This window comes from Palleronia sp., from assembly GCF_042089775.1.
Classification (GTDB): Bacteria; Pseudomonadota; Alphaproteobacteria; order Rhodobacterales; family Rhodobacteraceae; genus Palleronia.
Genome location: NZ_JBELKF010000006.1, coordinates 49,940 through 70,281 on the forward strand (window position 1 = coordinate 49,940; position 20,342 = coordinate 70,281).

Consider the following 20,342-nt stretch of genomic DNA (forward strand, 5'->3'; position numbering starts at 1 on the left):
GCGGCAGGCGCCATATCCCGTTTTGCCTCGCGCACAACTGTGCTAACCGGGCCGGGTCTGTAGAACAGGATGGGGCGCAGCGGTCCATGGCGAGCATTTCGGTACGGTTGATCTCTGTGGCGATCATGGGCGCGGTTCTGACCGCATGCGGCGGATCGGGGGGCTCATTGGCCTCGCGCGACGTACCGCTCGAGAACATGGACGCCGAGACCATCTATAAGCGGGCCGAGCTTGAACTCGAAACCGACGAACCCGACGTTGCCGCCGAGTATTTCGGCGAGGTCGAGCGACTGTATCCCTATTCAGAATGGGGCCGCCGTGCGCTGGTGATGCAGGCGCTCGCCTATCACCGGGACAAGGACTACGAGGCCGCCCGCGGTGCCGCGCAACGCTACCTGCAGTTCTATCCGAACGGCGAAGACGCGGCCTACGCGCAGTATCTACTGGCGCTCAGCTATTACGACCAGATCGACGATGTCGGCCGCGACCAGGGCCTGACCTTCCAGGCCCTTCAGGCGCTGCGCGTCGTGATCGAGCAGTATCCCGACACGGAATATGCGCAGTCGGCTGTGCTGAAATTCGACCTCGCCTTCGACCATCTCGCGGCGAAGGAGATGGAGATCGGGCGCTACTACCTCAAGCGCAGCCATTACACCGCCGCGATCAACCGCTTCCGCGTCGTGGTCGAGGATTTCCAGACCACGACCCACACGCCAGAGGCGCTGCTGCGGCTGGTCGAAAGCTACCTCGCGCTTGGCCTGACGGACGAGGCGCAGACGGCTGGCGCGATCCTTGGCTACAACTACCAGTCCACGCCTTGGTACCAGGACGCCTACGCGCTGCTGACCGGGCGGGGCCTGACGCTTGAACCTCAGGGCGACAGCTGGCTCAACAGCGTCTACCGGCAGGTCGTGCGCGGAGAGTGGCTCTGAGGCGGTCTTCCCCGTCACGCCCTCCCGTGCGATACCCGCCCCCGAACAGGGGATAGGGCACGACCATGCTGCGCGGATTGTCGATCCGGGACATGCTTCTGATCGACCGGCTGGAGCTTGAATTCCAGCCGGGGCTGAACGTGCTCACGGGCGAAACCGGGGCGGGCAAATCCATCCTTCTGGACAGCCTTGGCTTCGTGCTTGGCTGGCGCGGCCGGGCCGAGCTTGTGCGTCAGGGCGCCGAGAAGGGCGAGGTGACCGCCGAGTTCGACCTGCCGTCGATCCATCCGGCGCGCGACGTGCTACGCGAAGCCGGGATCGACGCCGAAGACGAGCTGATCCTGCGGCGGATCAACACCGGAAGCGGGCGAAAGACCGCCTGGATCAACGACCGACGCGTCTCGGGCGATATCCTGCGGCGCGTGTCCGAAAGCCTAGTCGAGCTGCACGGCCAACATGACGATCGTGGGCTTCTGGACGCGCGGGGGCACCGGGTGCTGCTCGACGCGTTTGCGGGAACGGATGGCGCCTTGGCTGCGACGCGTGAGACCTGGAACGCGCGCGCCGCGGTTGCCCGCCAGCTGAAAGCGGCCGAAGCGGCTTTCGAGGCCGCTCGGGGTGAAGAGGATTTCCTGCGCCATGCAGTCGAGGAATTGGATCGCCTCGACCCGCAGCCCGGCGAAGAGCCCGAGCTCGATACCCAGCGGCGTCGGATGCAGGCGGCCGAGCGGGTGCGCGAGGACATCATGCGGGCGCACCAAGCGCTCGGGCCTCAAGGGGGCGAGGGAATCTTGGGCGACGCAGGGCGCTGGCTCGACGGCGCCGCGGATGGAGCCGAGGGTGCGCTCGACGCCCCGATCGAGGCGCTTGCTCGCGCTTTGAACGAACTGGCCGAAGCTGAACAGGGGGTGGCACGGGCACTGGATGCGCTGGATTTCGACCCGTCCGAGCTGGAGCGGATCGAAGAGCGCCTGTTTGCCATCCGCGGCCTCGCACGGAAGTACGACGTTCTCCCCGAGGCTCTGGGTGCGCACGCGGCCGAGTTGCGGGCGCGGCTCGACGCGCTCGACGCGGGCGAGGGGGACATCGCCGAGCTCCGCGCCGAGCTTGCGCGCGCCGATGCCGCATATTCTGACGCCGCCGACCGGCTGAGTGCGCTGCGCCGCGACGCGGCGGGGCGGCTCGATGCCGCCATGGCCGCCGAACTTGCCCCGCTCAAGATGGAGCGAGCCGTCTTCACCACGCGGGTCGAGCCAGCAGCGCCGGGCCCGGAGGGACGCGACGCGGTGGAATTCGCCGTGGCCACCAACCCCGGCGCTCCGGCGGGACCGCTTGGCCGCATTGCGAGCGGCGGCGAGCTGTCGCGCTTTCTTCTGGCCCTGAAGGTCTGCCTGACCGGGGAGGCCGAAGGGCTGACCCTCATCTTCGACGAAATCGACCGGGGCGTGGGCGGGGCCACGGCCGATGCCGTTGGGCGGCGCCTCCAGGCGCTGGCCGCAGGGGCGCAGGTGCTCGTCGTTACACACTCGCCGCAGGTGGCGGCAAAGGGCGCGCATCACTGGCGGGTCGAAAAGCGCGTGGCGGACGGGCTGACGACCTCTCACGTGGTCCCCTTGGGCGAAGGGGAGCGTGTCGACGAGATCGCGCGCATGATCTCGGGCGACACGGTTACGGACGAGGCGCGTGCGGCGGCAAGATCGCTCTTGTCCTGACCTCTGCGGACAGATTGGCATGGCCGCGTTTACGAAAGCTGAACGTCACTAATTTTTGCGATAGTCGCGTGGCGTCAGGCCGTCCGGGCTGGCGGTCATCGTCTCGGCACCTTCGTGGATGTCCGTGTTCTGCGCGGCGACGCAGAGCCAGCCGCCGTCCTGCCGTGACATGACGAAGGTCATCACGGTCCGCCTCACGCCCAGCGGTTCTCCGTCGGGATCCCGCTGGCCATGAAGCGTGAAGCGCGCATGAACCACCGCGACGTCGCCCATGCGCCGCAAGCGCGTGCGTCCGACGCGCAGAATGCTGTCGGTAAAGATCCGTCCGAACCCGTAGGCGTGCGCTTTCTCGATTTGTTCGCGTTTTTGCCACCACAGCCCCACGACATTCACGAAATCTGCATCTTCAGCGAAGAGGCTACCCAGCATCGAGGCGTCCCGCGCCATCCAGGCGGCGCGGAAGGCGGCGGGCATGTCCTCGGGGTGCGCGATCATGGCGGCAGCGTGACACGGACGGTGATCGTGTACCAACAGGTTTCGCTCCGCGCAGGGCGGCGGTAGAAGGAGGCGAAAGACGAGGTTGACGTAGATGGCCGTTCACAAGGCGGCAGAGAACTGGACACTGATCGACACCGCCATGGCGCGCGGCCGTCAGGGATGGGCGGTGCTTCGCGACCAGGGGCCCGGGCAGGTGCAGTTCTGGTTCCTTGCGCTTTTGATCGGTGCAGCTTCGGGCTTTGCGGCGCTGTTCTTCCGACTGGGGATCGACCTTCTGCAATCCGCGCTATACCGGGTCGAGGATGTGACGCGGCTTGCGTCCGCTGCACGGAACCTCCCCTGGTACCTGTTCATCCTGTGGCCGACACTGGGCGGCCTCGTCGTAGGGCTGCTCCTGTTCAAGCTGTCCCCCGGTGGTCGGGTCAGGTCGGTGGCAGAGGTCATCGAAGGCGCGGCGCTGCGCGACGGGCGGGTCGAGCGGAGAGCGGGCCTCGCCTCGGCGCTGGCTTCGTTGATCACGCTGGGCTCCGGCGGTTCATCGGGACGAGAGGGGCCGGTGGTCCACCTTGCCGCGGTGATCGCGACTTGGCTCAACGATTTGATCCAGGCGCGCGGCATCACGGCCAGGGACCTGCTTGGATGTGCGGTGGCGGCCGCAGTGTCGGCCTCGTTCAACGCGCCGATCGCGGGGGCGCTTTTCGCGCTCGAGGTCGTGCTGCGCCACTTCGCGGTCCACGCCTTCGCGCCCATCGTCATTGCCTCGGCGATCGGGACGGTCATCAACCGCATGGAATTCGGCGGCGTAACCGAGTTCGACCTCAACCAGCAGTCGCCGCTGGAATTCTATGTCGAACTGCCAGCCTTCCTGATGCTCGGCCTCGTCTGCGGCGTGGTCGCCGTGATCCTGATGCGGTCGATCTTCTGGACGGACGACCGCGCCGAGGCGCTTCGGGCGCGGCTTGGCGTGCCGCCGTGGATCAGGCCCGCGGTGGCCGGCGCGCTGTTGGGCTGCATCGCGATCTTCTTTCCGCAGATTATCGGCGTTGGCTACGAGACGACCTCGCTTGCCCTGACCGGAGAGCTTCTGCTGCGCGAGACGATCGTCATCGCCATCGTCAAGGTCGCGGCCGTCGCGATTACGATGGGCGGGCGGATGGGCGGCGGCATCTTTTCGCCCTCTCTGATGGTGGGGTCGCTGGTCGGGCTGGCGTTCGGGCTGATTGCGACGGCCGCCTTTCCCACGGTGTCGGGCAGCCCGACCCTCTATGCCCTTGCGGGGATGGGTGCTGTTGCGGCCGCGGTGCTGGGAGCGCCGATCTCGACCACGCTCATCGTGTTCGAGTTGACCGGGGACTGGCAGACCGGGCTTGCCGTTATGGTCGCGGTCTCGACTTCGACGGCACTGGCGTCGCGGCTTGTCGACCGGTCGTTCTTTCTGACGCAACTGGAACGCCGAGGGGTCCACCTGTCGAAGGGGCCGCAGGCCTACTTGCTGTGCATGTTCCGCGTGTCGAACGTCATGCGCGCGCCGGACCATGCGCGCGCCGTGCCGACCGACGACGTGTGGGAGGCGCTGGAGGCCGGCGTCTTCATTGACCCGAACGCGACGCTGGAAAAGGCGATGCCGATGTTCGAGCAGACCGCCCGGATGTGGCTACCGGTCGTGCGCATCGGGGACGAGGGCGAGCCGCCGCAGATCCTCGGGACGCTGCACCATGTCGACGCGCTTGCGCGGTACAACAAGGCGCTCACCGCCACCGCCGCCGAAGAGCATAGCTGACCCGCAGGATCAGACCTGTTCGACGGTGACGTCGTCCGACGCGAATGCGATGTGGCCGGCGATCTGGGCGACCCCGGCCTTCGGGTCCTCGTAGGACCAGGCGGCGTCGGGGATGATCAGCGACTTGGTCTGGATCGCGAAGTAGCTCGCTTCGCCCTTGTGCGGACAGTGCGTCCGCGTGTCGGTGGGGTCGAGAAAGGCCATCGCCAGATCCTCGCGTGGAAAGTAGATGACGGGGTCGTAGCCGTCCTCTTCAAGGCGCAGCGCACGCGAAGATTCGCCCAGCACGGCGCCGCCGGCGCGCACGACCCAAGTGCCTTCGGCGTTTCGAATGGTGATGTCAGCAGCCATGATCGTCCCTCTCTCAGGCGCGGCGACCTTAGCAGCCGCGGCCGTCCTCACAAGACTTTCCTCGGGTCAGAGCGGCGCCGTCGCGCGACCCAGCCATTCGGTCACCTCGGGCGACAGGCGGCCGGCCATGCGGGTGGCGACCCCCTCGTGGTAGGTGTCGACCCAGGCGCGTTCCTCGGCCGACAGGGCGCCTGTGTCGATCAGGCGGCGGTCGATGGGCACCCAGGTCAGCGTCTCGAAGGAGAGCATCCTGCGGTCGTCCTGCCCGGGCAGGGTGGGAGCGGGTTCGACCACGATGAGGTTCTCGAGCCGGATGCCAAACGCGCCCTCGCGGTAGTAGCCCGGCTCGTTCGACAGGATCATCCCCGGCTCGAGCGGCACCATCGATGTGCGCGAAAGCCTCTGCGGGCCTTCGTGGACCGACAGGTTGACGCCGACGCCGTGGCCGGTCCCGTGGTCGTAGTCCTGCCCGTGCAGCCAGAGCGGCGCGCGCGCGAGCGCGTCGAGGTCGCGCCCTGCCAGCCCCTCGGGCCAGCGGGCACGGCTGACGGCGATCAGGCCCTTCAGCACCCGCGTGAAGGCAGTGATCTGGTCCTCGGTCGGCTCACCGATGGCGACGGTGCGCGTGATGTCGGTGGTGCCGTCCTCGTACTGCGCACCCGAATCGACCAGCAACGGCTGGCCGGGGACAAGGGCACGGTCGGTGTCTTGGGTCACCCGGTAGTGCACGATGGCGCCGTGGGGGCCGCTGCCGGCGATCGTCTCGAACGAGATGTCCTGCAGCGTGCCCGTCGCCGTGCGGAACTCTTCGAGGGCGCGGACCACGTCGATCTCGGTCACGCGCTCGCCCTGTAGGACGCGGGCCTCGGCCCCGGACAGCCAGTGCAGGAAGGTGCACATCGCGGCCCCGTCGCGCAGGTGGGCCGCGCGGGTGGCGGCGATCTCGGGCTCGGTCTTGCGGGCCTTGGGCAAGAGCACCGGGTCGGCGGCCCACGCGATCTCGACCCTGCCTTCCTCGAGCGCGTGGCCGAAGATGTAGGGCGCCGTGTCGCGGTCCACCCGCACCGGTCCCGACACTTGCGACAGCGCCTGCACGATGGATTCGGGCGCGAAGACGGGCAGGCCGAGGTCTACCCCGTCGAGCTTTGCCGCGTCGATGAAGAGGCGCACGTCGCGGGCCGCGGCCTCGATCAGCGCGAAGGCGTGGGGGACGGGGGTGCGGGGGATATCGCTGCCGCGGATGTTCAGCAGCCACGCGATCGAGTCGGGCAGGGACAGGACGCAGAAATGCTGGCCTGCGGCCTCGAGCGTGGTGCAGATCTCCTCGATCTTCTGGCTCCGACTCTTGCCGGCGATTTCGTCTGGGAACAGGCGGACCGGCCCTTGCGGTGGGGCGGGCTGGTCGGTCCAGACGGCATTGACGGGGTTCGGCCCGACCGGGAGGACCCCGATGCCCGGGCCCAGGCGCTCGCGCAGGGCGTCGATCTCGGCCCGGGTGTGAAGCCACGGGTCGAAGCCGACGCGCGCCCCCTGGCCCAGCCGGTCCGCAAGCCAGTCGCCCGCCTTGACCTTCGGGAAGGGTACGGGGGTGAAGCAGGCGGACACCTGGTCCTTGACCTGCACCGCGTAGCGCCCGTCCACGAAGATGCCGGCCTCGTCGCGGGTCACGACGCAGAACCCGGCCGAGCCGGTGAATCCGGTCAACCAGCGCAGACGCGCATCCCGGTCGGCCACGTATTCGCCCTGGTGCGCGTCGGCGCGTGGCACCAGAAGCGCGTCAATCTCCACTTTTTCCATCGCGGCGCGGACCGCCGCCAGCCGCTCGGGGCCCTTGTCACGCTCGCCCGCGGTCTCGAAGGTCTGGAACATCGCGTTCCCTCTTTATTGCGTGTGTCTTCAGGCGACCCGGCGGCGGCCCATCCAGCGGTCGCGCTTGCGCTTGTCGACCTCGAACAGCGCGGCAAGCTGGTCGGTGATCGCACCCGCAAGCTGCTCGGCGTCGGTGATCGTGACCGCGCGGTCGTAGTAGCGCGTCACGTCATGGCCGATACCGATGGCGCAAAGCTCGACCGATTTCTTGCGTTCGACCATCGCGATTACGTCGCGCAGGTGCTTTTCGAGGTAGTTCGCCGGGTTGACCGAAAGGGTCGAATCGTCCACCGGCGCCCCGTCAGAGATCACCATGAGGATCTTGCGCTGCTCGGGCCGCCCGGCGAGCCGCTTGAACGCCCATTCCAGTGCCTCGCCATCGATATTCTCTTTCAGCAGGCCTTCTTTCATCATCAGGCCGAGGTTCGCCCGCGCGCGCCGCCACGGCGCGTCGGCGGATTTGTAGACGATGTGGCGCAGGTCGTTCAGGCGGCCGGGCTGGGGCGGGCGCCCCTCGGCCAGCCAGGCTTCGCGCGACTGGCCGCCTTTCCAGGCCCGGGTGGTGAAGCCCAGGATCTCGGTCTTGACGTCGCAGCGCTCCAGCGTCTGGGACAGCACGTCCGCGCAGATCGCCGCGATCGAAATCGGGCGGCCGCGCATCGACCCGGAGTTGTCCAGCAGGATCGTCACGACCGTATCTCGGAATTCGGTATCCTTCTCGACTTTATAGCTCAGCGGGGTGGTGGGCGACGCCACGACGCGCGCGAGCCTGCCGGCGTCGAGGATGCCCTCCTCGCGGTCGAACTCCCAACTGCGGTTCTGCTTGGCCTGAAGACGGCGTTGCAGCTTGTTGGCCAGCCGCGAGACAGCGCCCTTCAGCGGTTCGAGCTGCTTGTCGAGGTAAGCGCGCAGGCGCTCCAGTTCGGCCGGTTCGGCCAGGTCTTCGGCCCGGATGATCTCGTCATAGGCTTGCGTGAAGACGCGGTAGTTGATGTCCGCCTCGGAGACGGGCGGCGGAGGCGGCGGGTCCTGCGCCTCGTCGCCCTCGGGCATGTCCGATTCCTCGCCCTCGGACGCGTCGGCCAGATCGTCGGCCGAGACCCGCGCCTGGCTTTCGTCCTGCTGGGTCTCCTGGCTCTGGTCGGGAGCGGCTTCCTGCTCGTCGCCCTCGTCCTGGTCGCCGCCGGTCTCGTCCGGCTGGTCCTCCTCGTCGGGTTCGGCCTCGGCGTCCTCGCCTTCGTCGGTTTGGTCGTCGCTGTCGGGATCATCGCCCAGCTGATCGCCATAGCCCAGGTCGTCGATCACCTGCCGCGCCATCCGCGAAAACCGCGTCTGGTCGGACAGGGCGTCTTGCAGCTCCTCCAGCGTTGTTCCCGCCTGTTCCTCGAAGTGCTGACGCCAGAGGTTGGCAACATGCTCGGCCCCTTCGGGCAGCTCGCGCCCCGTCGCCATCTGACGGATCAGGTAACCGGCGGCGACCGAAAGCGGGGCCTCTTCCTTGGCGGCGATGGACTTGTAGCCCTTGCGCGCGGCCTCGGCCCCGATCTTGGTGTCGATGTTCTTGGCGGTGCCGGGCATCGCGCGGGCACCCATCGCCTCGCAGCGGGCATGCTCCATCGACTCAAAGATCTCGCGCGCGAGGTTGCCCTGCGGTGCGTAGCGCGTGTGGGTCGAGGGGTTATGGAAGCGGCGGCGCAGGGCAAAGCTGTCGGCGGTCCCGCGGGCCAGCATCACCTCGTCGCGGGTCATCCGGCGCGAAATCTGCGGCAGGCGCAACCCATCGCTCGAGATGCCCGAGGGATCGACCGTGTAGCTCACGCCCATGTCGGCATCGTTGGCGATGGTGCGCGTGGCCTCGGCCAAGGCCTTCTTGAACGGATCGGCGGGGTTGTCGTCGCGGGTGCTCATGCCTGCCAATCTAATGGGTCGCGCGGCGGGCACAATGCCAGAGGTGCCCGGCAGCCGCGGCAGCAGAAAGGAGGAAACAAATTCCGCAGGCAGCGGTTGGGAGGGCGACGTGGCCGCGTCTTTCTTGTTCCGAATTCCTGGAGGAGAGAGATGCCTATTACTACCAAAGTCCTCAGCACGACCGCCACGGCCGTGCTGTTGTCGCTGTCCGGCCCCCCCGTCTTTGCCCAAAGCTCGACCGAGGGCGGTGGCTCGGAATCGTCGACGGAAACGCAAATGAACCAGTCGGGCGGTGATGCCGCCACCCTGATGGAGTTGATGACCGACGATGCGCCCGCCACCGACGGATCCTACCAGATGGAGCCCCTCGACACGCCGGCCAGCCCCGAAGGCAACACGCCCGGCGACATCGAGCCGCCCGAAGGCGAGATCGACCTTCAGGCAGGCGACGGCGGCAGTTCGCTCGAAGGGCTGATGGATGCTGGCGATGCGCCGGCGACGGACGGCACCTATCTGGTGCAAGGTGGCGGATCGAACGCGGGCACGGATGGCAGCGCCCAGTCCTCCGGCAGCACCTCGACCGACGGTCAGCAGAGCGGCCAGTCGGGCCAGGATCAGTCCCAGGGGTCCATGGATCGGACCATGATGTTGGACCTCGACGGTTTCGCGCAGCAGATCTACGAGCGCGGCTATCGTCAAGGCTACCTGAGCGGGATCTCGGACGGTCGCCAGCAGGTCATGCAGCGGATGCAAAACATGCAGCGCCAGGAGCGTGACCGCCTGCGCGGCGAAGAGCGTCCCCAGCAGCGCGGCGACCGGGGGTCGGCTCAGCAGGGTCAGAACCGTTCGGACCGGGGCAGCGCGAACCAGGGTAGCCGGTCGTCGGATCAGTCCGGCGGTTCGGTCATCGTGCTGCCGCCCGGCGTCAGCCCAGAGGCCTTCGTCGAAGAGCTGATGCGCCGCAGCCAGTAAGGACGGCCGTCACCGGGCCACCGCCCGGCCACGCCGAACGCCCGGTGCCGATTTCGGTCGGCCCGGGTTCTTCTATGTCTGGTGGTGCGATCGGAGCGCGGGAGAGGCGACGCCGCCAGTCGCGAGGGCCGGACGGGGCGTCACCCCCGGCCAATGGTCTCACCGGTGAGAGCCGTGGACGGGCCTGTCCGATTGCCAGGCCGGACGGGCCCTCTGGTCTCGCTGATCTTCCTGCTGCGCGCCGTCGGGATATGCAGGCGTGGTCCTTGCCAGGCGGTGAAGCCTGCGGACGGTCAGCCGAGCGAGACGCTTGCCGCGCTTTCCGGCAGTTCCTCGTCAAAGCAGCGCTGGTAGAACTCGGCCACCGTTTCGCGCTCGAGCTCGTCGCACTTGTTCAGGAAGGACAGGCGGAAGGCATAGCCGATATTGCCGAAGATCCGGGCATTTTGGGCCCAGGCGATCACCGTCCGCGGGCTCATGACCGTCGACAGCTCCCCGTTCATGAAGGCGGTGCGGGTCAGCGAGGCGACGGTGACCATCTGGCCGATGATCTTCTCGTCGAAGTCGGGCAGCTTCGACTGAACGATCGCCTTCTCGGCGTCGTGGGGCAGGTAGTTCAGCGTCGCCACAAGGCTCCAGCGGTCCATCTGGCCCTGGTTGATCTGCTGGGTGCCGTGGTAGAGGCCGGTCGTGTCGCCAAGGCCCACCGTGTTCGACGTCGCAAAGATGCGGAAGAACGGGTGGGGGTGGATCACCTCGTTCTGGTCCAGAAGCGTCAGCTTGCCGTCGACCTCCAGCACGCGCTGGATCACGAACATCACGTCCGCGCGGCCCGCGTCGTACTCGTCGAAGACGATGGCGGTCGGGTGCCGCAGCGCCCAGGGCAGGATGCCCTCCTGGAACTCGGTGACCTGCACACCGCCCTTGAGCTTGATCGCGTCCTTGCCGATCAGGTCGATCCGGCTGATGTGGCTGTCGAGGTTCACCCGCACGCAGGGCCAGTTCAGGCGGCTCGCGACCTGTTCGATATGCGTCGACTTGCCGGTGCCGTGGTAGCCCTGGATCATGACGCGGCGGTTGTGTTCGAACCCGGCGAGGATGGCGAGCGTGGTGTCGGCGTCGAACTGGTAGGTCTCGTCCCGTTCGGGCACCCGGTCGGTGGGCTCGGCAAAGCCGTGGACGACCATGTCCGTGTCGATGCCGAAGGTCTCGCGCACCGAGATCTCGGTCGTCGGGGTGGCGCTGATGTCGAGGCTTCCGTCGGCCATGTGCGGCTCCTTGTCTCCCGGCCCAGTCCGGGCGTCGTGTCTGGCGCTGAGCGTGGTGCAACATATGCCCTGTGCCTGCAAGGCCAAGCGCTAATTGACCGCGCGCCCGTCTTCGGCACCTGCGTTCACATCCCCGCCAACGCGCCTGAAACATGCCGGCCCCGATGCCATATCCGTTCCGTACAAGGCCAGCCCCCGGGGAGGGATCCATGAACCGCCGCATGTTCCTGACGACCACCGCCGCTTTCGCCGCGCTTGCGCCGATCGCGCGCGCTGCAACCACCGGCGACACGTTCAGCTTATCCGAAGCCGAATGGCGCAAGCGCCTGACCGACCAGGAATACGACGTCATGCGCGAGATGGGCACCGAGCGCGCCTTCTCGTCGCCGCTGAACGACATCAAAGCGAGCGGGACCTTCCACTGCAAAGGCTGCGACCAAGCGCTTTATTCGTCGGATACGAAGTTCGACTCCGGCACCGGCTGGCCGTCGTTCTGGGCGCCGCTTGACGGGGCCGTGGGAACGAAGCCCGATCGCGGGTTCTTCACCACCCGGACCGAGGTGCATTGCGCCCGCTGCGAAAGCCATATGGGCCACGTCTTTGATGACGGGCCGCAGCCCACGGGCCAGCGCTATTGCATGAACGGCATCGCGATGCGGTTCCGTCCGGCGGGCGAGGGTGAGGTGGTAACCGGCTGATCTTGCCGGTTTCCTGAGCCAAGCATGAAAATGGCGCGTCCGATCCCCGGGCGCGCCATTTTGCATGTGCCTTGCTGTCCCGCCCTCAGGTGAAGTTGCGGCTGTCCTTGAGCTGGTCCCACGCCCAGACAACCTCGGCCAGCTGCTCTTCCTGGCTGCGATCGCCGCCGTTCATGTCGGGGTGCAGCACCTTGATGAGGCCCTTGTAGGCCTTGCGGATCTCGGCCTTCGTCCAATGGTCCTTGGCTTCGAGGATCTCGACCGCGCGACGTTCGGTCGGGGGCAGGCGCTTGGTCGAGCCGCCGGTCCCGGACTTGCCCGGATTCTGCGTGGCGTTCTTGCCCAGAACCTGGTGCGGGTCGTCCACGCCAAGCCGCGCCCAGGCCTTGTGCTCGTCCGAGCGCCAGGGCTTCGTGCCGCGACCCCAGACCTTGTCCTGGGCAACCTGGTCCGAGAATTCCTCTTCGGTGGTGCCGTTGAAGAAGTTCCACTTCAGATTGTATTCGCGTACGTGGTCCTTGCAGAACCACAAGTACTCGTCGAGATGATCGGGCGAGCGGGGCGCACGATAGACCCCCTTCTCCTCGCAGCCGGGATGTTCGCACACGCGGGTCGAGGTCTCGAAAGCACCGGACATGCCCCGCTTGCCGCGCGGGGCCTTCTTCTTGGCGGCCGAGACGCGCATATCGAATCCGAAGGGATCGCTTTTCGACATGGATGGCTCCTTGTCCTGTCCGGAGACGAGAGTTTAGAGATTTGACCCCAGAGGGGAAGAGGAAAGGTTGTCTAATGGCAGTTGCCGACGAGATCAAATCACGGCTGGAAGAGCGGTTCGCCCCGCGGGACCTCGAGGTCGAGGACCAGTCCGCGCTCCATGCCGGCCATGCCGGCGCGCCCGAGGGCGGAGAGAGCCATTTCGCAGTCCGTATCCGGGCCGCCGAACTGGCCGACCTGTCGCGGGTGGCGCGCCACCGGGCAATCCACGAGGCGCTGGGCTCGGACCTCGTGGGCCGCATCCACGCGCTGGCCATCGACGCCGACGGCTGACGGGTCAGTCCCGCCGGGGCGGCGCAAGCGACGGTGCGCTGCCTTGGGGGGCCTCGTCACGGCGGGCCGACAGGGTCGGGCGGGCGAGGTCGGTCACGGTCGGGGCGGGATCGGACGGCGGAGCCTCCGGTTCTGACCGTTGAGGCACGCGTTCCGCAAGCTCCTCGACTTCGACCCAGCGCCGAAAGACCAGGACGCTGAGCCTCTCGACCTTCTTTTTCGAAAAGAAGCCGGCCTTCAGCTCGGTCTCGATCGTTTCGGTGCTCTGGAATTCCCACCCGTCGCGGCCTTCGCTGTTCAGCAACTCGGCCATCGACAGAGCGAACCGGCCTTCCGCCGTCTTCACGCCCTTGACGCGGGGAACGGATTTCGGCGCCGGCACGACGCGGTATTCGAAGTAGGACATGGCACCCTCGGTTCGCTACCGAACGGGGTCTAGGGCAAGGCCCGAGGCGGGCGCAAGCCCGGGGGTGCCGCTATTCGAAGGTTCGCCGTGCGTGGATCCGGTCCGTGCGACATTTCGGTGGAACCCTTGGTCCCGCGCACCGTTGCCGTCCTAACTCAACCGAAAGAAAGGAGCACCCATGCGCTTTTTCGTAGTTCTCGCGACGCTCGGCACTCTCGCGGCCTGTAACACCGCCAATACCGATCCCGTGGGCGTCGGCGTTGCGCCGGACACCACGCTGGGCGACCAAATTGCTTCGCCGACAGAAGGCTTTGAAACCGAGACCGGCGTGGAATAAGGCGCCCCGAAGCAGGTTGGCCCGCGGGCCGGCGCCGGATCGGCGAGGCGCGTGGCCTCGCGAAAGGCGCGGCCCGCTCAGGCCGCGCCTTCGTCGTTTCAGAGCCCCAGCTTCTGCGTGACGATCTCATTCACCGCTTGCGGATTGGCCTTTCCGCCGGTCGCCTTCATCACCTGGCCGACGAACCACCCGGCAAGCTTGGGGTTGGCCTGCGCCTTCTCGACCTGCGCGGGGTTGGCGGCGATGACTTCGTCCACTGCCGTCTCGATGGCGCCGGTATCGGTGACCTGCTTCATGCCGCGCTCTTCGACGATCGCGACGGGGTCGCCGCCCTCGGAATAGACGATCTCGAACAGGTCCTTGGCGATCTTGCCCGAGATGTCGCCGCGCTTGATCAGCGCCACGATCGAGCCGAGCTGCTGCGCGCTCATCGGGCTGTCGCCGATGTCGCGGTCGTCCTTCTTGAGGCGACCGAACAGCTCGTTGATGACCCAGTTCGCCGACGCCTTACCGTCGCCCGAGGTCTTCGCGACCTCTTCGAAGAAGGCGGCGTTCTCGTATTCGGCCGTCAGCACCCCCGCGTCGTATTCGGTCATGCCGTACTCGGTGACGAAGCGCGCTTTCTTCTCGTCCGGCAACTCAGGCAGGGTGGCCGCGATCTCATTCACCCATTCCTGCTCGATCTCGAGCGGCAGAAGGTCGGGGTCGGGGAAATAGCGGTAATCATGCGCCTCTTCCTTCGAGCGCATGGACCGCGTCTCGCCCTTCTCGACGTCGAAGAGGCGGGTTTCCTGCACGACCTTGCCGCCATCCTCGATGATGGCGATCTGGCGGCGCGCCTCGACCTCGATGGCCTGCTGGATGAAGCGGGTCGAGTTCATGTTCTTGATCTCGCACCGGGTCCCCAAGTGGCCGAAATCGCCAGTCGCCTGGTACTTCTCGTAGTCACCGGGGCGGCAGACCGACACGTTCACGTCCGCGCGCAGGTTGCCGTTCTGCATGTCGCCGTTGCAGGTGCCAAGGTAGCGCATGATCTGGCGCAGCTTGAGGATATAGGCGGCGGCCTCTTCGGGGCCGCGGATGTCGGGGCGGCTGACGATCTCCATCAGCGCGACGCCGGTGCGGTTGAGGTCCACGAACGAGTTGTTCGGATCCATGTCGTGGATCGACTTGCCGGCGTCCTGTTCCAGGTGGATGCGCTCGATCCGCACCAGCCGGGCGATGCCGGGGGCCATGTCCACCAGCACTTCGCCCTCGCCCACGATGGGGTGATACAGCTGGCTGATCTGGTAGCCCTGCGGCAGATCGGGATAGAAGTAGTTCTTGCGGTCGAACGCGCTCGACAGGTTGATCGCCGCCTTCAGGCCCAGCCCCGTCTTGACCGCCAGCGCCACGCACCCCTGGTTGATGACCGGCAGCATCCCGGGCATCCCGGCGTCCACGAAGGCGACGTTGCTGTTCGGCTCGGCCCCGAATTGCGTCGAGGCGCCGGAAAACAGCTTGGCGGCCGAGGCGACCTGAGCGTGGACCTCGAGGCCGATGACAAGCTCCCAGTCGTCCTTCGCGCCCTGGATCACCTTGGGCTGCGGGGCTTCGTATGTCAGGTCGAGCATGGCGCATCCCTCCGGTCTGGTGCCGCTGGGTTCGTATCGCCGCCGCGGCCTAAGCGCAACTGAGCGATCCGTTGCCGACCTGCAACCACCGGACTTTCTTTGCGGGCGGCCATTGGTCTAGGAACACGTGCCGGCCGCCCATCGAGGGCCGGTGCCTGGATTTCACAACATGCGCTTCATCACGCTTCTTCTTGCCTTCGCCAGCCTCTCGGCCTGCGTCAACACGGCCCCCGAGGCCGATGCGACCGCCGCCGTACCCGCCATGCGCTGGGACTTCCGCCCCGGCGCCGAGACATGGACCGAAGGCACGCTGGACGCGCTGCGCACCCACGGCGCGGTACTGCCCGCCACGATCCCCGCCGACATCGCGGAATGGTGCCCCGACTACGCCAACAAGACCGAGGAAGAACGCGCCGCCTTCTGGGCCGGCCTCTTCTCGGCGCTGGCCAAGCATGAAAGCACCTGGCGCCCCGAGGCCGTCGGTGGCGGCGGCTCGTGGTTCGGCCTCGTGCAGATTTCGCCCTCGACCGCGCGCGCCTATGGGTGCTCGGCGACGACCGGATCGGCCTTGAAGAACCCGGTGGCGAACCTGCGCTGCGGCGTGCGGATCGCGGCGGCGCAGGTGTCCAAGCGCGGCTCGGTCAATACCGGGATGCGCGACTGGGGCCCGTTCCATTCGTCCTCGAAGCGCGCCGAAATGGCCGCCTGGACGCGCGCGCAGCCCTATTGCCGCGCACCCAAGGCCTGAGGCGCAGTTGCCACGGCTGCGCCCGTCGGGCTATCTGCCTCGGATGCGACACTTGGCCCTGATCCTTTGCGCCTGTCTCGGCCAGCCCGCGTGGGCGGCCGAACCGCTCCGTCCGGAACCGCGCCCCTATGTCGAGGCGATCCCCGAGACGATGTGGGATTTCCGTCCCGAAAGCGACCGCTGGTCCCGCGGCGCCCTCACTGCGCTGAAGCAGCACGGCCGCCGCCTGGTCGAGCATACGCCCCGCGACATCCAGCGCTGGTGTCCGGGATACGCCCGGGCCACGGATGCCGATCGCCGCGCGTTCTGGGTCGGCTTTCTGTCGACGCTCGCCAAGCACGAAAGCCGGTGGCGCCCGGGTGCCGTCGGCGGAGGGGGCCTGTGGTACGGCCTTCTGCAGATTCTTCCGGCCACCGCCCGCGGCTACGGTTGCGCGGCCACCACGGGCGATGCGCTGAAAGACGGGCCGGCCAACCTGTCCTGCGCCATCCGCATCATGGCCCGCACCGTTCCCCGCGACGGCGTGATCCACGCCCGGACCCCTCGTTGGAGCGGTGTTTCGGCGGATTGGGGTCCGATGCGCTCGCAATCCAAGCGGGCCGAGATGCGCGAATGGCTCCGCTCCCAGCCCTACTGCCAGATCAGTGTCAGCCCGCGCCCGTTGCGAAAGCCGGTGCCGGATGCGCTGGTGATGGGGCCGGTGCGCGACAAGGTCGCCCCGCTGCCACGTCCCGAGACCGCAGCAGGCCCGTCGCTGCCACCGGCCTCGGACACGTCCGGGCCTTCCGTGCAGAGCACGCCGCCGCTGTCGGTTTCGTTGGATTTGCCGCGATTCACCGAAAGCCCGGCCCTTCGCCGTCCCGTCAGGTGAGCCCGTTGCGCGGAAGCGCCACACGGGAAGCGGGATAGGCCGGAGGCGACCCGCGGATCGCCTCCGGCCGGTGCTCAGTTCGGGATTTCGCCGGTCAGGCCTTCGACGAAGAAGTCCATGCCCAGCAGGGTCTCGTCATCGGCCGTCTCGCCTTCTTCCAACCAGACCGAGCCGTCCTGGCGGTTGATCGGGCCGGTGAAGGGGTGCGTCTCGCCGCTGGCGATCGCTTCCTTCAGGGCCAGCGCGTCGGCCTTCACCTCCTCGGGGACCGCGTCGGTGATCTCGCCGATGCCGACCATGCCTTCCTCGATGCCCTGCCAGACCGACTGGCTTTCCCAGGTGCCGTCGATCACCGCCTGCACCCGGTCGATGTAATAGGGCGCCCAGTTGTCGATGATCGAGCTGACGCGCGGCGAGGGGGCGTATTCGCTCATGTCGGACGCCTGCCCGAAGGTGATCACGTCACCCGCCTCGGCCGCCGCGGCGTGGGGCGCGGTGGAGTCGGTGTGCTGCAGGATCACGTCGGCGCCGTTCTCGATCAACGCGCGGGCGGCATCGGCTTCCTTGGCGGGGTCGAACCAGGTGTTGACCCAGACGATGTTGAATTCGACCTCGGGGTTCACCTCGCTGGCCGCGAGATAGGCAGCGTTGATGCCGCGGATGACCTCGGGGACCGGGAAGGGGGCGATGTAGCCGATCGTGTTCGTTTCGGTCATCTCGCCAGCGATCAGGCCTTGCACGGCGCGGCCTTCGTAGAAGCGGGCCGAGTAGTTCGACACGTTCTCGGCGGTCTTGTAGCCGGTCGCGTGCTCGAACTTCACGTCGGGGAACTTCTCGGCCACGTTCATGGTCGGATCCATGTAGCCGAGCGAGGTGGTAAATATCAGGTCTGCCCCGGACAGCGCCATCTGGGTCATCACCCGCTCGGCATCGGCGCCTTCGGGCACGCTTTCCTGATAAACGGTCTCGACCTGGTCGCCGAAATGCTCTTCGACGGCCTGGCGTGCCTGGTCGTGCTCGTACGTCCAGCCGCCGTCGCCGACGGGGCCGACATAGACGAAGCCGACCTTGACCGGATCGGCGCTGTCCTGCGCGAGGGCGGGCGCGGCCAGAAGTGCGGCGGCAGTGCAGAGCAATGTTCTGCGAAGCATGTGGAATCTCCCTGTTGGTGCCGCGATAGTGTGCGGGGCAGGGAGCAGGCGCAAGCGCCGCGGGACTGACCTTGTCGGCAAACGCACAATCTTTAGGCGCTTCGCGGCGGCGGGGGCCGTTTTCGGGGCTGTCGTCAGTGCGTTGCGTGGAACGGCTTGCCCAGGCTCGCCGGTGCCGCGGTGCCACGCGCACGCCGCGCAGACATGATCGCAAGGACCAGGATCGTCACCACGTAGGGCGACATCGACAGGTATTCCACGGGCAGCGCCACTCCCGCCGCCTGCAGGTTCAGCTGCAGCACGGTGACGCCGCCGAAGAGGTAGGCGCCCAGCAGCACCCGGCCGGCCCGCCACGAGGCGAAGACGACGATGGCCAGCGCGATCCATCCGGCGCCCGCCGTCATGCCTTCTGCCCATTGCGGGACGCGCACAAGGCTCAGATACGCGCCGCCAAGGCCCGCCATGGCGCCGCCGAAGGCGATCGCGGCGAAGCGGGTTAGGATGACGCTCAGGCCGAGCGCATGGGCGGCATCATGGTTTTCACCGATGGCGCGCAGCTTGAGGCCCGGGCGGGTGCGGGCGAGGCCCCAGGCAATCACCACCGTCAGCGCGAGGCTGAGATAGACGACCCAGTCGTGGCTGAAGACGGCGCGGCCGAGGAACGGGAGGTCGGAGAGCGGTCCGAGGTCCAGCCGTTCGGTACGGGGCGGCTTGATGCCGACATAGCCCTGCCCGAGGAGCGACGAAAGCCCCAGCCCGAACAGCGTCAGCGCAAGACCGGTCGCCACCTGGTTGGCGAGGAAGACGAGGGTCAGCACCGCGAAAACGAGCGACAGAAGCGCGGCTCCCGCGGCCCCCACGAGGAAGCCGATGGGGGGGGAGCCGGTCTCGACCGCGGCGGCGAAACCGCAGATGGCGCCGACGATCATCATCCCCTCTACCCCGAGGTTCAGGACGCCTGCGCGTTCGACCACGAGCTCGCCCAGTGCCGCCAGCAGCAGCGGGGTCGACGCTACCATCAGCGACGCGACGAGCAGGGCGGGAGAGATGGAACCTAGATCCATTGGCGCGCTCCGGGGGCGAGGGGGGTCATGCGCGGGCCTCGCGGCCAAGGCGGATGCGATAGTTCGTCAGCACGTCCACCGCGAGCAGGAAGAACAGAAGCATCCCCTGGAACGCCTGGATCGCAGCGATCGGGATGCCGAGGGTGAACGAGGCAAGCTCGCCCCCGATATAGGTCAGCGCCATCAGGAGGCCGGCCAGCACGATCCCCACCGGATGCAGTCGCCCGAGGAAGGCCACGATGATCGCGGTGAAGCCGTAGCCGACGTTGAAGTCGATCGAGATCTGGCCCGCCGGTCCCGTGACCTCGAAGACGCCGGCTAGCCCGGCGAGCCCGCCCGAGACGGCGAAGCAGAACACCACCAGCCGGTTCGGGTTCACGCCGGCGAAGCGTGCGGCGCGGGGCGCCTGGCCCGCGAGCCGAATGTGCACGCCCGCCATGTGCCGATGCAGGATCACGTAAGCCATGATCACGGCGATCAGCGCCGCGACGAGACCCCAGTGCAGGCCGGTGTTCGCGATCAGTTCCGGGTTCGCGGACGCCGCCCACTGGGCGAGGTTGCGCGAGCCGGGAAAGCCACCGCCCTCGGGGTTGCGCAGGGCGCCAACGGCCATCGATGCAAGGATGCTCTCGGCCACGTAGACCAAAAGGAGCGAGACGAGGATCTCGTTCGTGTTGAACTTCGTCCTCAGGATCGCGGGAATCATGCCCCAGAGGATGCCGCCCGCAAGACCTGCGACGATCATCAGCGGAAAGACCAGCATCCGCGGCTCGGACGGGTAGAGGGCAAGTCCGGCCGCCGCCCCGAAGACGGCGCCCATGATGTACTGCCCTTCAGCCCCGATGTTCCACACCCCGGCTCGGAACCCGAGCGCGAGGCCCGTGGCGATCAGGATCAGCGGCCCCGCCTTCACCAGAAGCTGCGGGCGCGAGTAGCTGGCGAATTGCGGGTTGAAGAGCGGGTCGTAGAAGATCGTGCGGATCGCCGCCAACGGATCGTTGCCGAGCGCGGCGAACATCGCGCTTCCGACCAGAAGGGTCAGCACGACCGCCAGGATCGGCGTCGCCCAGGACCAGGCGCGCGAGGGCTGGGGGCGTTTGACGAGGTCGATCATTGC

Annotated in this window: 20 protein-coding genes; 9 read left to right on the plus strand and 11 right to left on the minus strand. The window is 67.4% G+C overall.

What is annotated here, in order from left to right:
• The first annotated feature begins 86 nt into the window (after positions 1-86).
• Positions 87-932 (plus strand): outer membrane protein assembly factor BamD, encoded by an 846-nt coding sequence (locus ACFDS3_RS03145; protein WP_375260880.1) that lies wholly within the window; start codon positions 87-89, stop codon positions 930-932.
• Positions 933-997: 65 nt separating this feature from the next.
• Complete coding sequence (gene recN, locus ACFDS3_RS03150; protein WP_375260881.1) at positions 998-2,644, plus strand: DNA repair protein RecN; 1,647 nt, start codon at positions 998-1,000, stop codon at positions 2,642-2,644.
• Between the two features lie 48 nt (positions 2,645-2,692).
• Here the strand turns inward: recN and ACFDS3_RS03155 are convergent, their stop codons facing one another.
• A complete protein-coding gene (locus ACFDS3_RS03155) occupies positions 2,693-3,139 on the minus strand; it encodes an SgcJ/EcaC family oxidoreductase (RefSeq protein WP_375260882.1) in 447 nt (148 codons plus the stop codon).
• 94 nt (positions 3,140-3,233) lie between these two features.
• On the opposite strand from ACFDS3_RS03155, the gene ACFDS3_RS03160 reads away from it, so the two are divergent.
• Positions 3,234-4,922 (plus strand): chloride channel protein, encoded by a 1,689-nt coding sequence (locus tag ACFDS3_RS03160; protein WP_375260883.1) that lies wholly within the window; start codon positions 3,234-3,236, stop codon positions 4,920-4,922.
• A 9-nt stretch (positions 4,923-4,931) separates the two neighbouring features.
• On the opposite strand, the gene ACFDS3_RS03165 is transcribed toward ACFDS3_RS03160, so the two are convergent.
• From ACFDS3_RS03165 to cobT, 3 genes are all read right to left on the minus strand, one after another.
• A complete protein-coding gene (locus ACFDS3_RS03165; protein WP_375260884.1) occupies positions 4,932-5,273 on the minus strand; it encodes a DUF427 domain-containing protein in 342 nt (113 codons plus the stop codon).
• Between the two features lie 66 nt (positions 5,274-5,339).
• Positions 5,340-7,142, minus strand: a complete 1,803-nt coding sequence (locus tag ACFDS3_RS03170) for an aminopeptidase P family protein (RefSeq protein ID WP_375260885.1) — start codon at positions 7,140-7,142, stop codon at positions 5,340-5,342.
• A 27-nt stretch (positions 7,143-7,169) separates the two neighbouring features.
• A complete protein-coding gene (gene cobT / locus ACFDS3_RS03175; protein WP_375260886.1) occupies positions 7,170-9,050 on the minus strand; it encodes a cobaltochelatase subunit CobT in 1,881 nt (626 codons plus the stop codon).
• A gap of 150 nt (positions 9,051-9,200) precedes the next feature.
• Between cobT and ACFDS3_RS03180 the strand changes: the two genes are divergently transcribed.
• Positions 9,201-10,022: a hypothetical protein gene (locus ACFDS3_RS03180; protein ID WP_375260887.1), complete on the plus strand. Its 822-nt coding sequence runs from the start codon at positions 9,201-9,203 to the stop codon at positions 10,020-10,022.
• A gap of 293 nt (positions 10,023-10,315) precedes the next feature.
• On the opposite strand, the gene ACFDS3_RS03185 is transcribed toward ACFDS3_RS03180, so the two are convergent.
• On the minus strand, positions 10,316-11,290 hold the full coding sequence (locus ACFDS3_RS03185; RefSeq protein WP_375260888.1) for an AAA family ATPase: 975 nt from the start codon (positions 11,288-11,290) through the stop codon (positions 10,316-10,318).
• Between the two features lie 209 nt (positions 11,291-11,499).
• Here ACFDS3_RS03185 and msrB point away from each other — a divergent pair, with 209 nt between their 5' ends.
• The gene (gene msrB, locus ACFDS3_RS03190; protein WP_375260889.1) at positions 11,500-11,988 is read left to right on the plus strand and encodes a peptide-methionine (R)-S-oxide reductase MsrB; all 489 of its coding nucleotides are present in this window, start codon (positions 11,500-11,502) and stop codon (positions 11,986-11,988) included.
• Positions 11,989-12,073: 85 nt separating this feature from the next.
• Here the strand turns inward: msrB and ACFDS3_RS03195 are convergent, their stop codons facing one another.
• Positions 12,074-12,703, minus strand: a complete 630-nt coding sequence (locus ACFDS3_RS03195) for a J domain-containing protein (RefSeq protein ID WP_375260890.1) — start codon at positions 12,701-12,703, stop codon at positions 12,074-12,076.
• Positions 12,704-12,777: 74 nt separating this feature from the next.
• Between ACFDS3_RS03195 and ACFDS3_RS03200 the strand changes: the two genes are divergently transcribed.
• Entirely contained in the window at positions 12,778-13,035 is a 258-nt protein-coding gene (locus ACFDS3_RS03200; protein WP_375260891.1) for a BolA family protein, read from the plus strand.
• Between the two features lie 4 nt (positions 13,036-13,039).
• Here the strand turns inward: ACFDS3_RS03200 and ACFDS3_RS03205 are convergent, their stop codons facing one another.
• Entirely contained in the window at positions 13,040-13,441 is a 402-nt protein-coding gene (locus ACFDS3_RS03205) for a DUF4177 domain-containing protein (RefSeq protein WP_375260892.1), read from the minus strand.
• Positions 13,442-13,619: 178 nt separating this feature from the next.
• On the opposite strand from ACFDS3_RS03205, the gene ACFDS3_RS03210 reads away from it, so the two are divergent.
• The gene (locus tag ACFDS3_RS03210; RefSeq protein WP_375260893.1) at positions 13,620-13,778 is read left to right on the plus strand and encodes a hypothetical protein; all 159 of its coding nucleotides are present in this window, start codon (positions 13,620-13,622) and stop codon (positions 13,776-13,778) included.
• A gap of 98 nt (positions 13,779-13,876) precedes the next feature.
• Here the strand turns inward: ACFDS3_RS03210 and gatB are convergent, their stop codons facing one another.
• The gene (gene gatB, locus ACFDS3_RS03215) at positions 13,877-15,391 is read right to left on the minus strand and encodes an Asp-tRNA(Asn)/Glu-tRNA(Gln) amidotransferase subunit GatB (RefSeq protein WP_375260894.1); all 1,515 of its coding nucleotides are present in this window, start codon (positions 15,389-15,391) and stop codon (positions 13,877-13,879) included.
• Positions 15,392-15,560: 169 nt separating this feature from the next.
• Here gatB and ACFDS3_RS03220 point away from each other — a divergent pair, with 169 nt between their 5' ends.
• Positions 15,561-16,139 (plus strand): lytic transglycosylase domain-containing protein, encoded by a 579-nt coding sequence (locus ACFDS3_RS03220; RefSeq protein ID WP_375260895.1) that lies wholly within the window; start codon positions 15,561-15,563, stop codon positions 16,137-16,139.
• 43 nt (positions 16,140-16,182) lie between these two features.
• Positions 16,183-17,010: a transglycosylase SLT domain-containing protein gene (locus tag ACFDS3_RS03225; protein WP_375260896.1), complete on the plus strand. Its 828-nt coding sequence runs from the start codon at positions 16,183-16,185 to the stop codon at positions 17,008-17,010.
• Between the two features lie 74 nt (positions 17,011-17,084).
• Here ACFDS3_RS03225 and ACFDS3_RS03230 read toward each other — a convergent pair whose 3' ends face one another.
• The 3 genes from ACFDS3_RS03230 to ACFDS3_RS03240 form a co-directional block, all read right to left on the minus strand.
• A complete protein-coding gene (locus ACFDS3_RS03230; protein WP_375260897.1) occupies positions 17,085-18,161 on the minus strand; it encodes a BMP family ABC transporter substrate-binding protein in 1,077 nt (358 codons plus the stop codon).
• A gap of 134 nt (positions 18,162-18,295) precedes the next feature.
• Positions 18,296-19,225: an ABC transporter permease gene (locus ACFDS3_RS03235; protein ID WP_375260898.1), complete on the minus strand. Its 930-nt coding sequence runs from the start codon at positions 19,223-19,225 to the stop codon at positions 18,296-18,298.
• A gap of 25 nt (positions 19,226-19,250) precedes the next feature.
• Positions 19,251-20,339 carry an ABC transporter permease gene (locus tag ACFDS3_RS03240; RefSeq protein ID WP_375260899.1) on the minus strand — a complete coding sequence of 363 codons (1,089 nt, stop codon included), beginning with the start codon at positions 20,337-20,339 and terminating at the stop codon, positions 19,251-19,253.
• Positions 20,340-20,342: the final 3 nt, after the last annotated feature.

Bases quoted from the DNA above. Each gene is read 5' to 3' on its own strand.
- ACFDS3_RS03205 (WP_375260892.1), bottom strand. From the start codon at position 13,441: ATGTCCTACTTCGAATACCGCGTCGTGCCGGCGCCGAAATCCGTTCCC.
- ACFDS3_RS03160 (WP_375260883.1), top strand. From the start codon at position 3,234: ATGGCCGTTCACAAGGCGGCAGAGAACTGGACACTGATCGACACCGCC.
- ACFDS3_RS03165 (WP_375260884.1), bottom strand. From the start codon at position 5,273: ATGGCTGCTGACATCACCATTCGAAACGCCGAAGGCACTTGGGTCGTG.
- ACFDS3_RS03180 (WP_375260887.1), top strand. From the start codon at position 9,201: ATGCCTATTACTACCAAAGTCCTCAGCACGACCGCCACGGCCGTGCTG.
- ACFDS3_RS03145 (WP_375260880.1), top strand. From the start codon at position 87: ATGGCGAGCATTTCGGTACGGTTGATCTCTGTGGCGATCATGGGCGCG.
- ACFDS3_RS03240 (WP_375260899.1), bottom strand. From the start codon at position 20,339: ATGATCGACCTCGTCAAACGCCCCCAGCCCTCGCGCGCCTGGTCCTGG.
- ACFDS3_RS03185 (WP_375260888.1), bottom strand. From the start codon at position 11,290: ATGGCCGACGGAAGCCTCGACATCAGCGCCACCCCGACGACCGAGATC.
- ACFDS3_RS03220 (WP_375260895.1), top strand. From the start codon at position 15,561: ATGCGCTTCATCACGCTTCTTCTTGCCTTCGCCAGCCTCTCGGCCTGC.
- cobT (WP_375260886.1), bottom strand. From the start codon at position 9,050: ATGAGCACCCGCGACGACAACCCCGCCGATCCGTTCAAGAAGGCCTTG.
- ACFDS3_RS03170 (WP_375260885.1), bottom strand. From the start codon at position 7,142: ATGTTCCAGACCTTCGAGACCGCGGGCGAGCGTGACAAGGGCCCCGAG.
- ACFDS3_RS03200 (WP_375260891.1), top strand. From the start codon at position 12,778: ATGGCAGTTGCCGACGAGATCAAATCACGGCTGGAAGAGCGGTTCGCC.
- recN (WP_375260881.1), top strand. From the start codon at position 998: ATGCTGCGCGGATTGTCGATCCGGGACATGCTTCTGATCGACCGGCTG.
- ACFDS3_RS03155 (WP_375260882.1), bottom strand. From the start codon at position 3,139: ATGATCGCGCACCCCGAGGACATGCCCGCCGCCTTCCGCGCCGCCTGG.
- ACFDS3_RS03210 (WP_375260893.1), top strand. From the start codon at position 13,620: ATGCGCTTTTTCGTAGTTCTCGCGACGCTCGGCACTCTCGCGGCCTGT.
- ACFDS3_RS03225 (WP_375260896.1), top strand. From the start codon at position 16,183: ATGCGACACTTGGCCCTGATCCTTTGCGCCTGTCTCGGCCAGCCCGCG.
- ACFDS3_RS03195 (WP_375260890.1), bottom strand. From the start codon at position 12,703: ATGTCGAAAAGCGATCCCTTCGGATTCGATATGCGCGTCTCGGCCGCC.
- msrB (WP_375260889.1), top strand. From the start codon at position 11,500: ATGAACCGCCGCATGTTCCTGACGACCACCGCCGCTTTCGCCGCGCTT.
- ACFDS3_RS03235 (WP_375260898.1), bottom strand. From the start codon at position 19,225: ATGGATCTAGGTTCCATCTCTCCCGCCCTGCTCGTCGCGTCGCTGATG.
- ACFDS3_RS03230 (WP_375260897.1), bottom strand. From the start codon at position 18,161: ATGCTTCGCAGAACATTGCTCTGCACTGCCGCCGCACTTCTGGCCGCG.
- gatB (WP_375260894.1), bottom strand. From the start codon at position 15,391: ATGCTCGACCTGACATACGAAGCCCCGCAGCCCAAGGTGATCCAGGGC.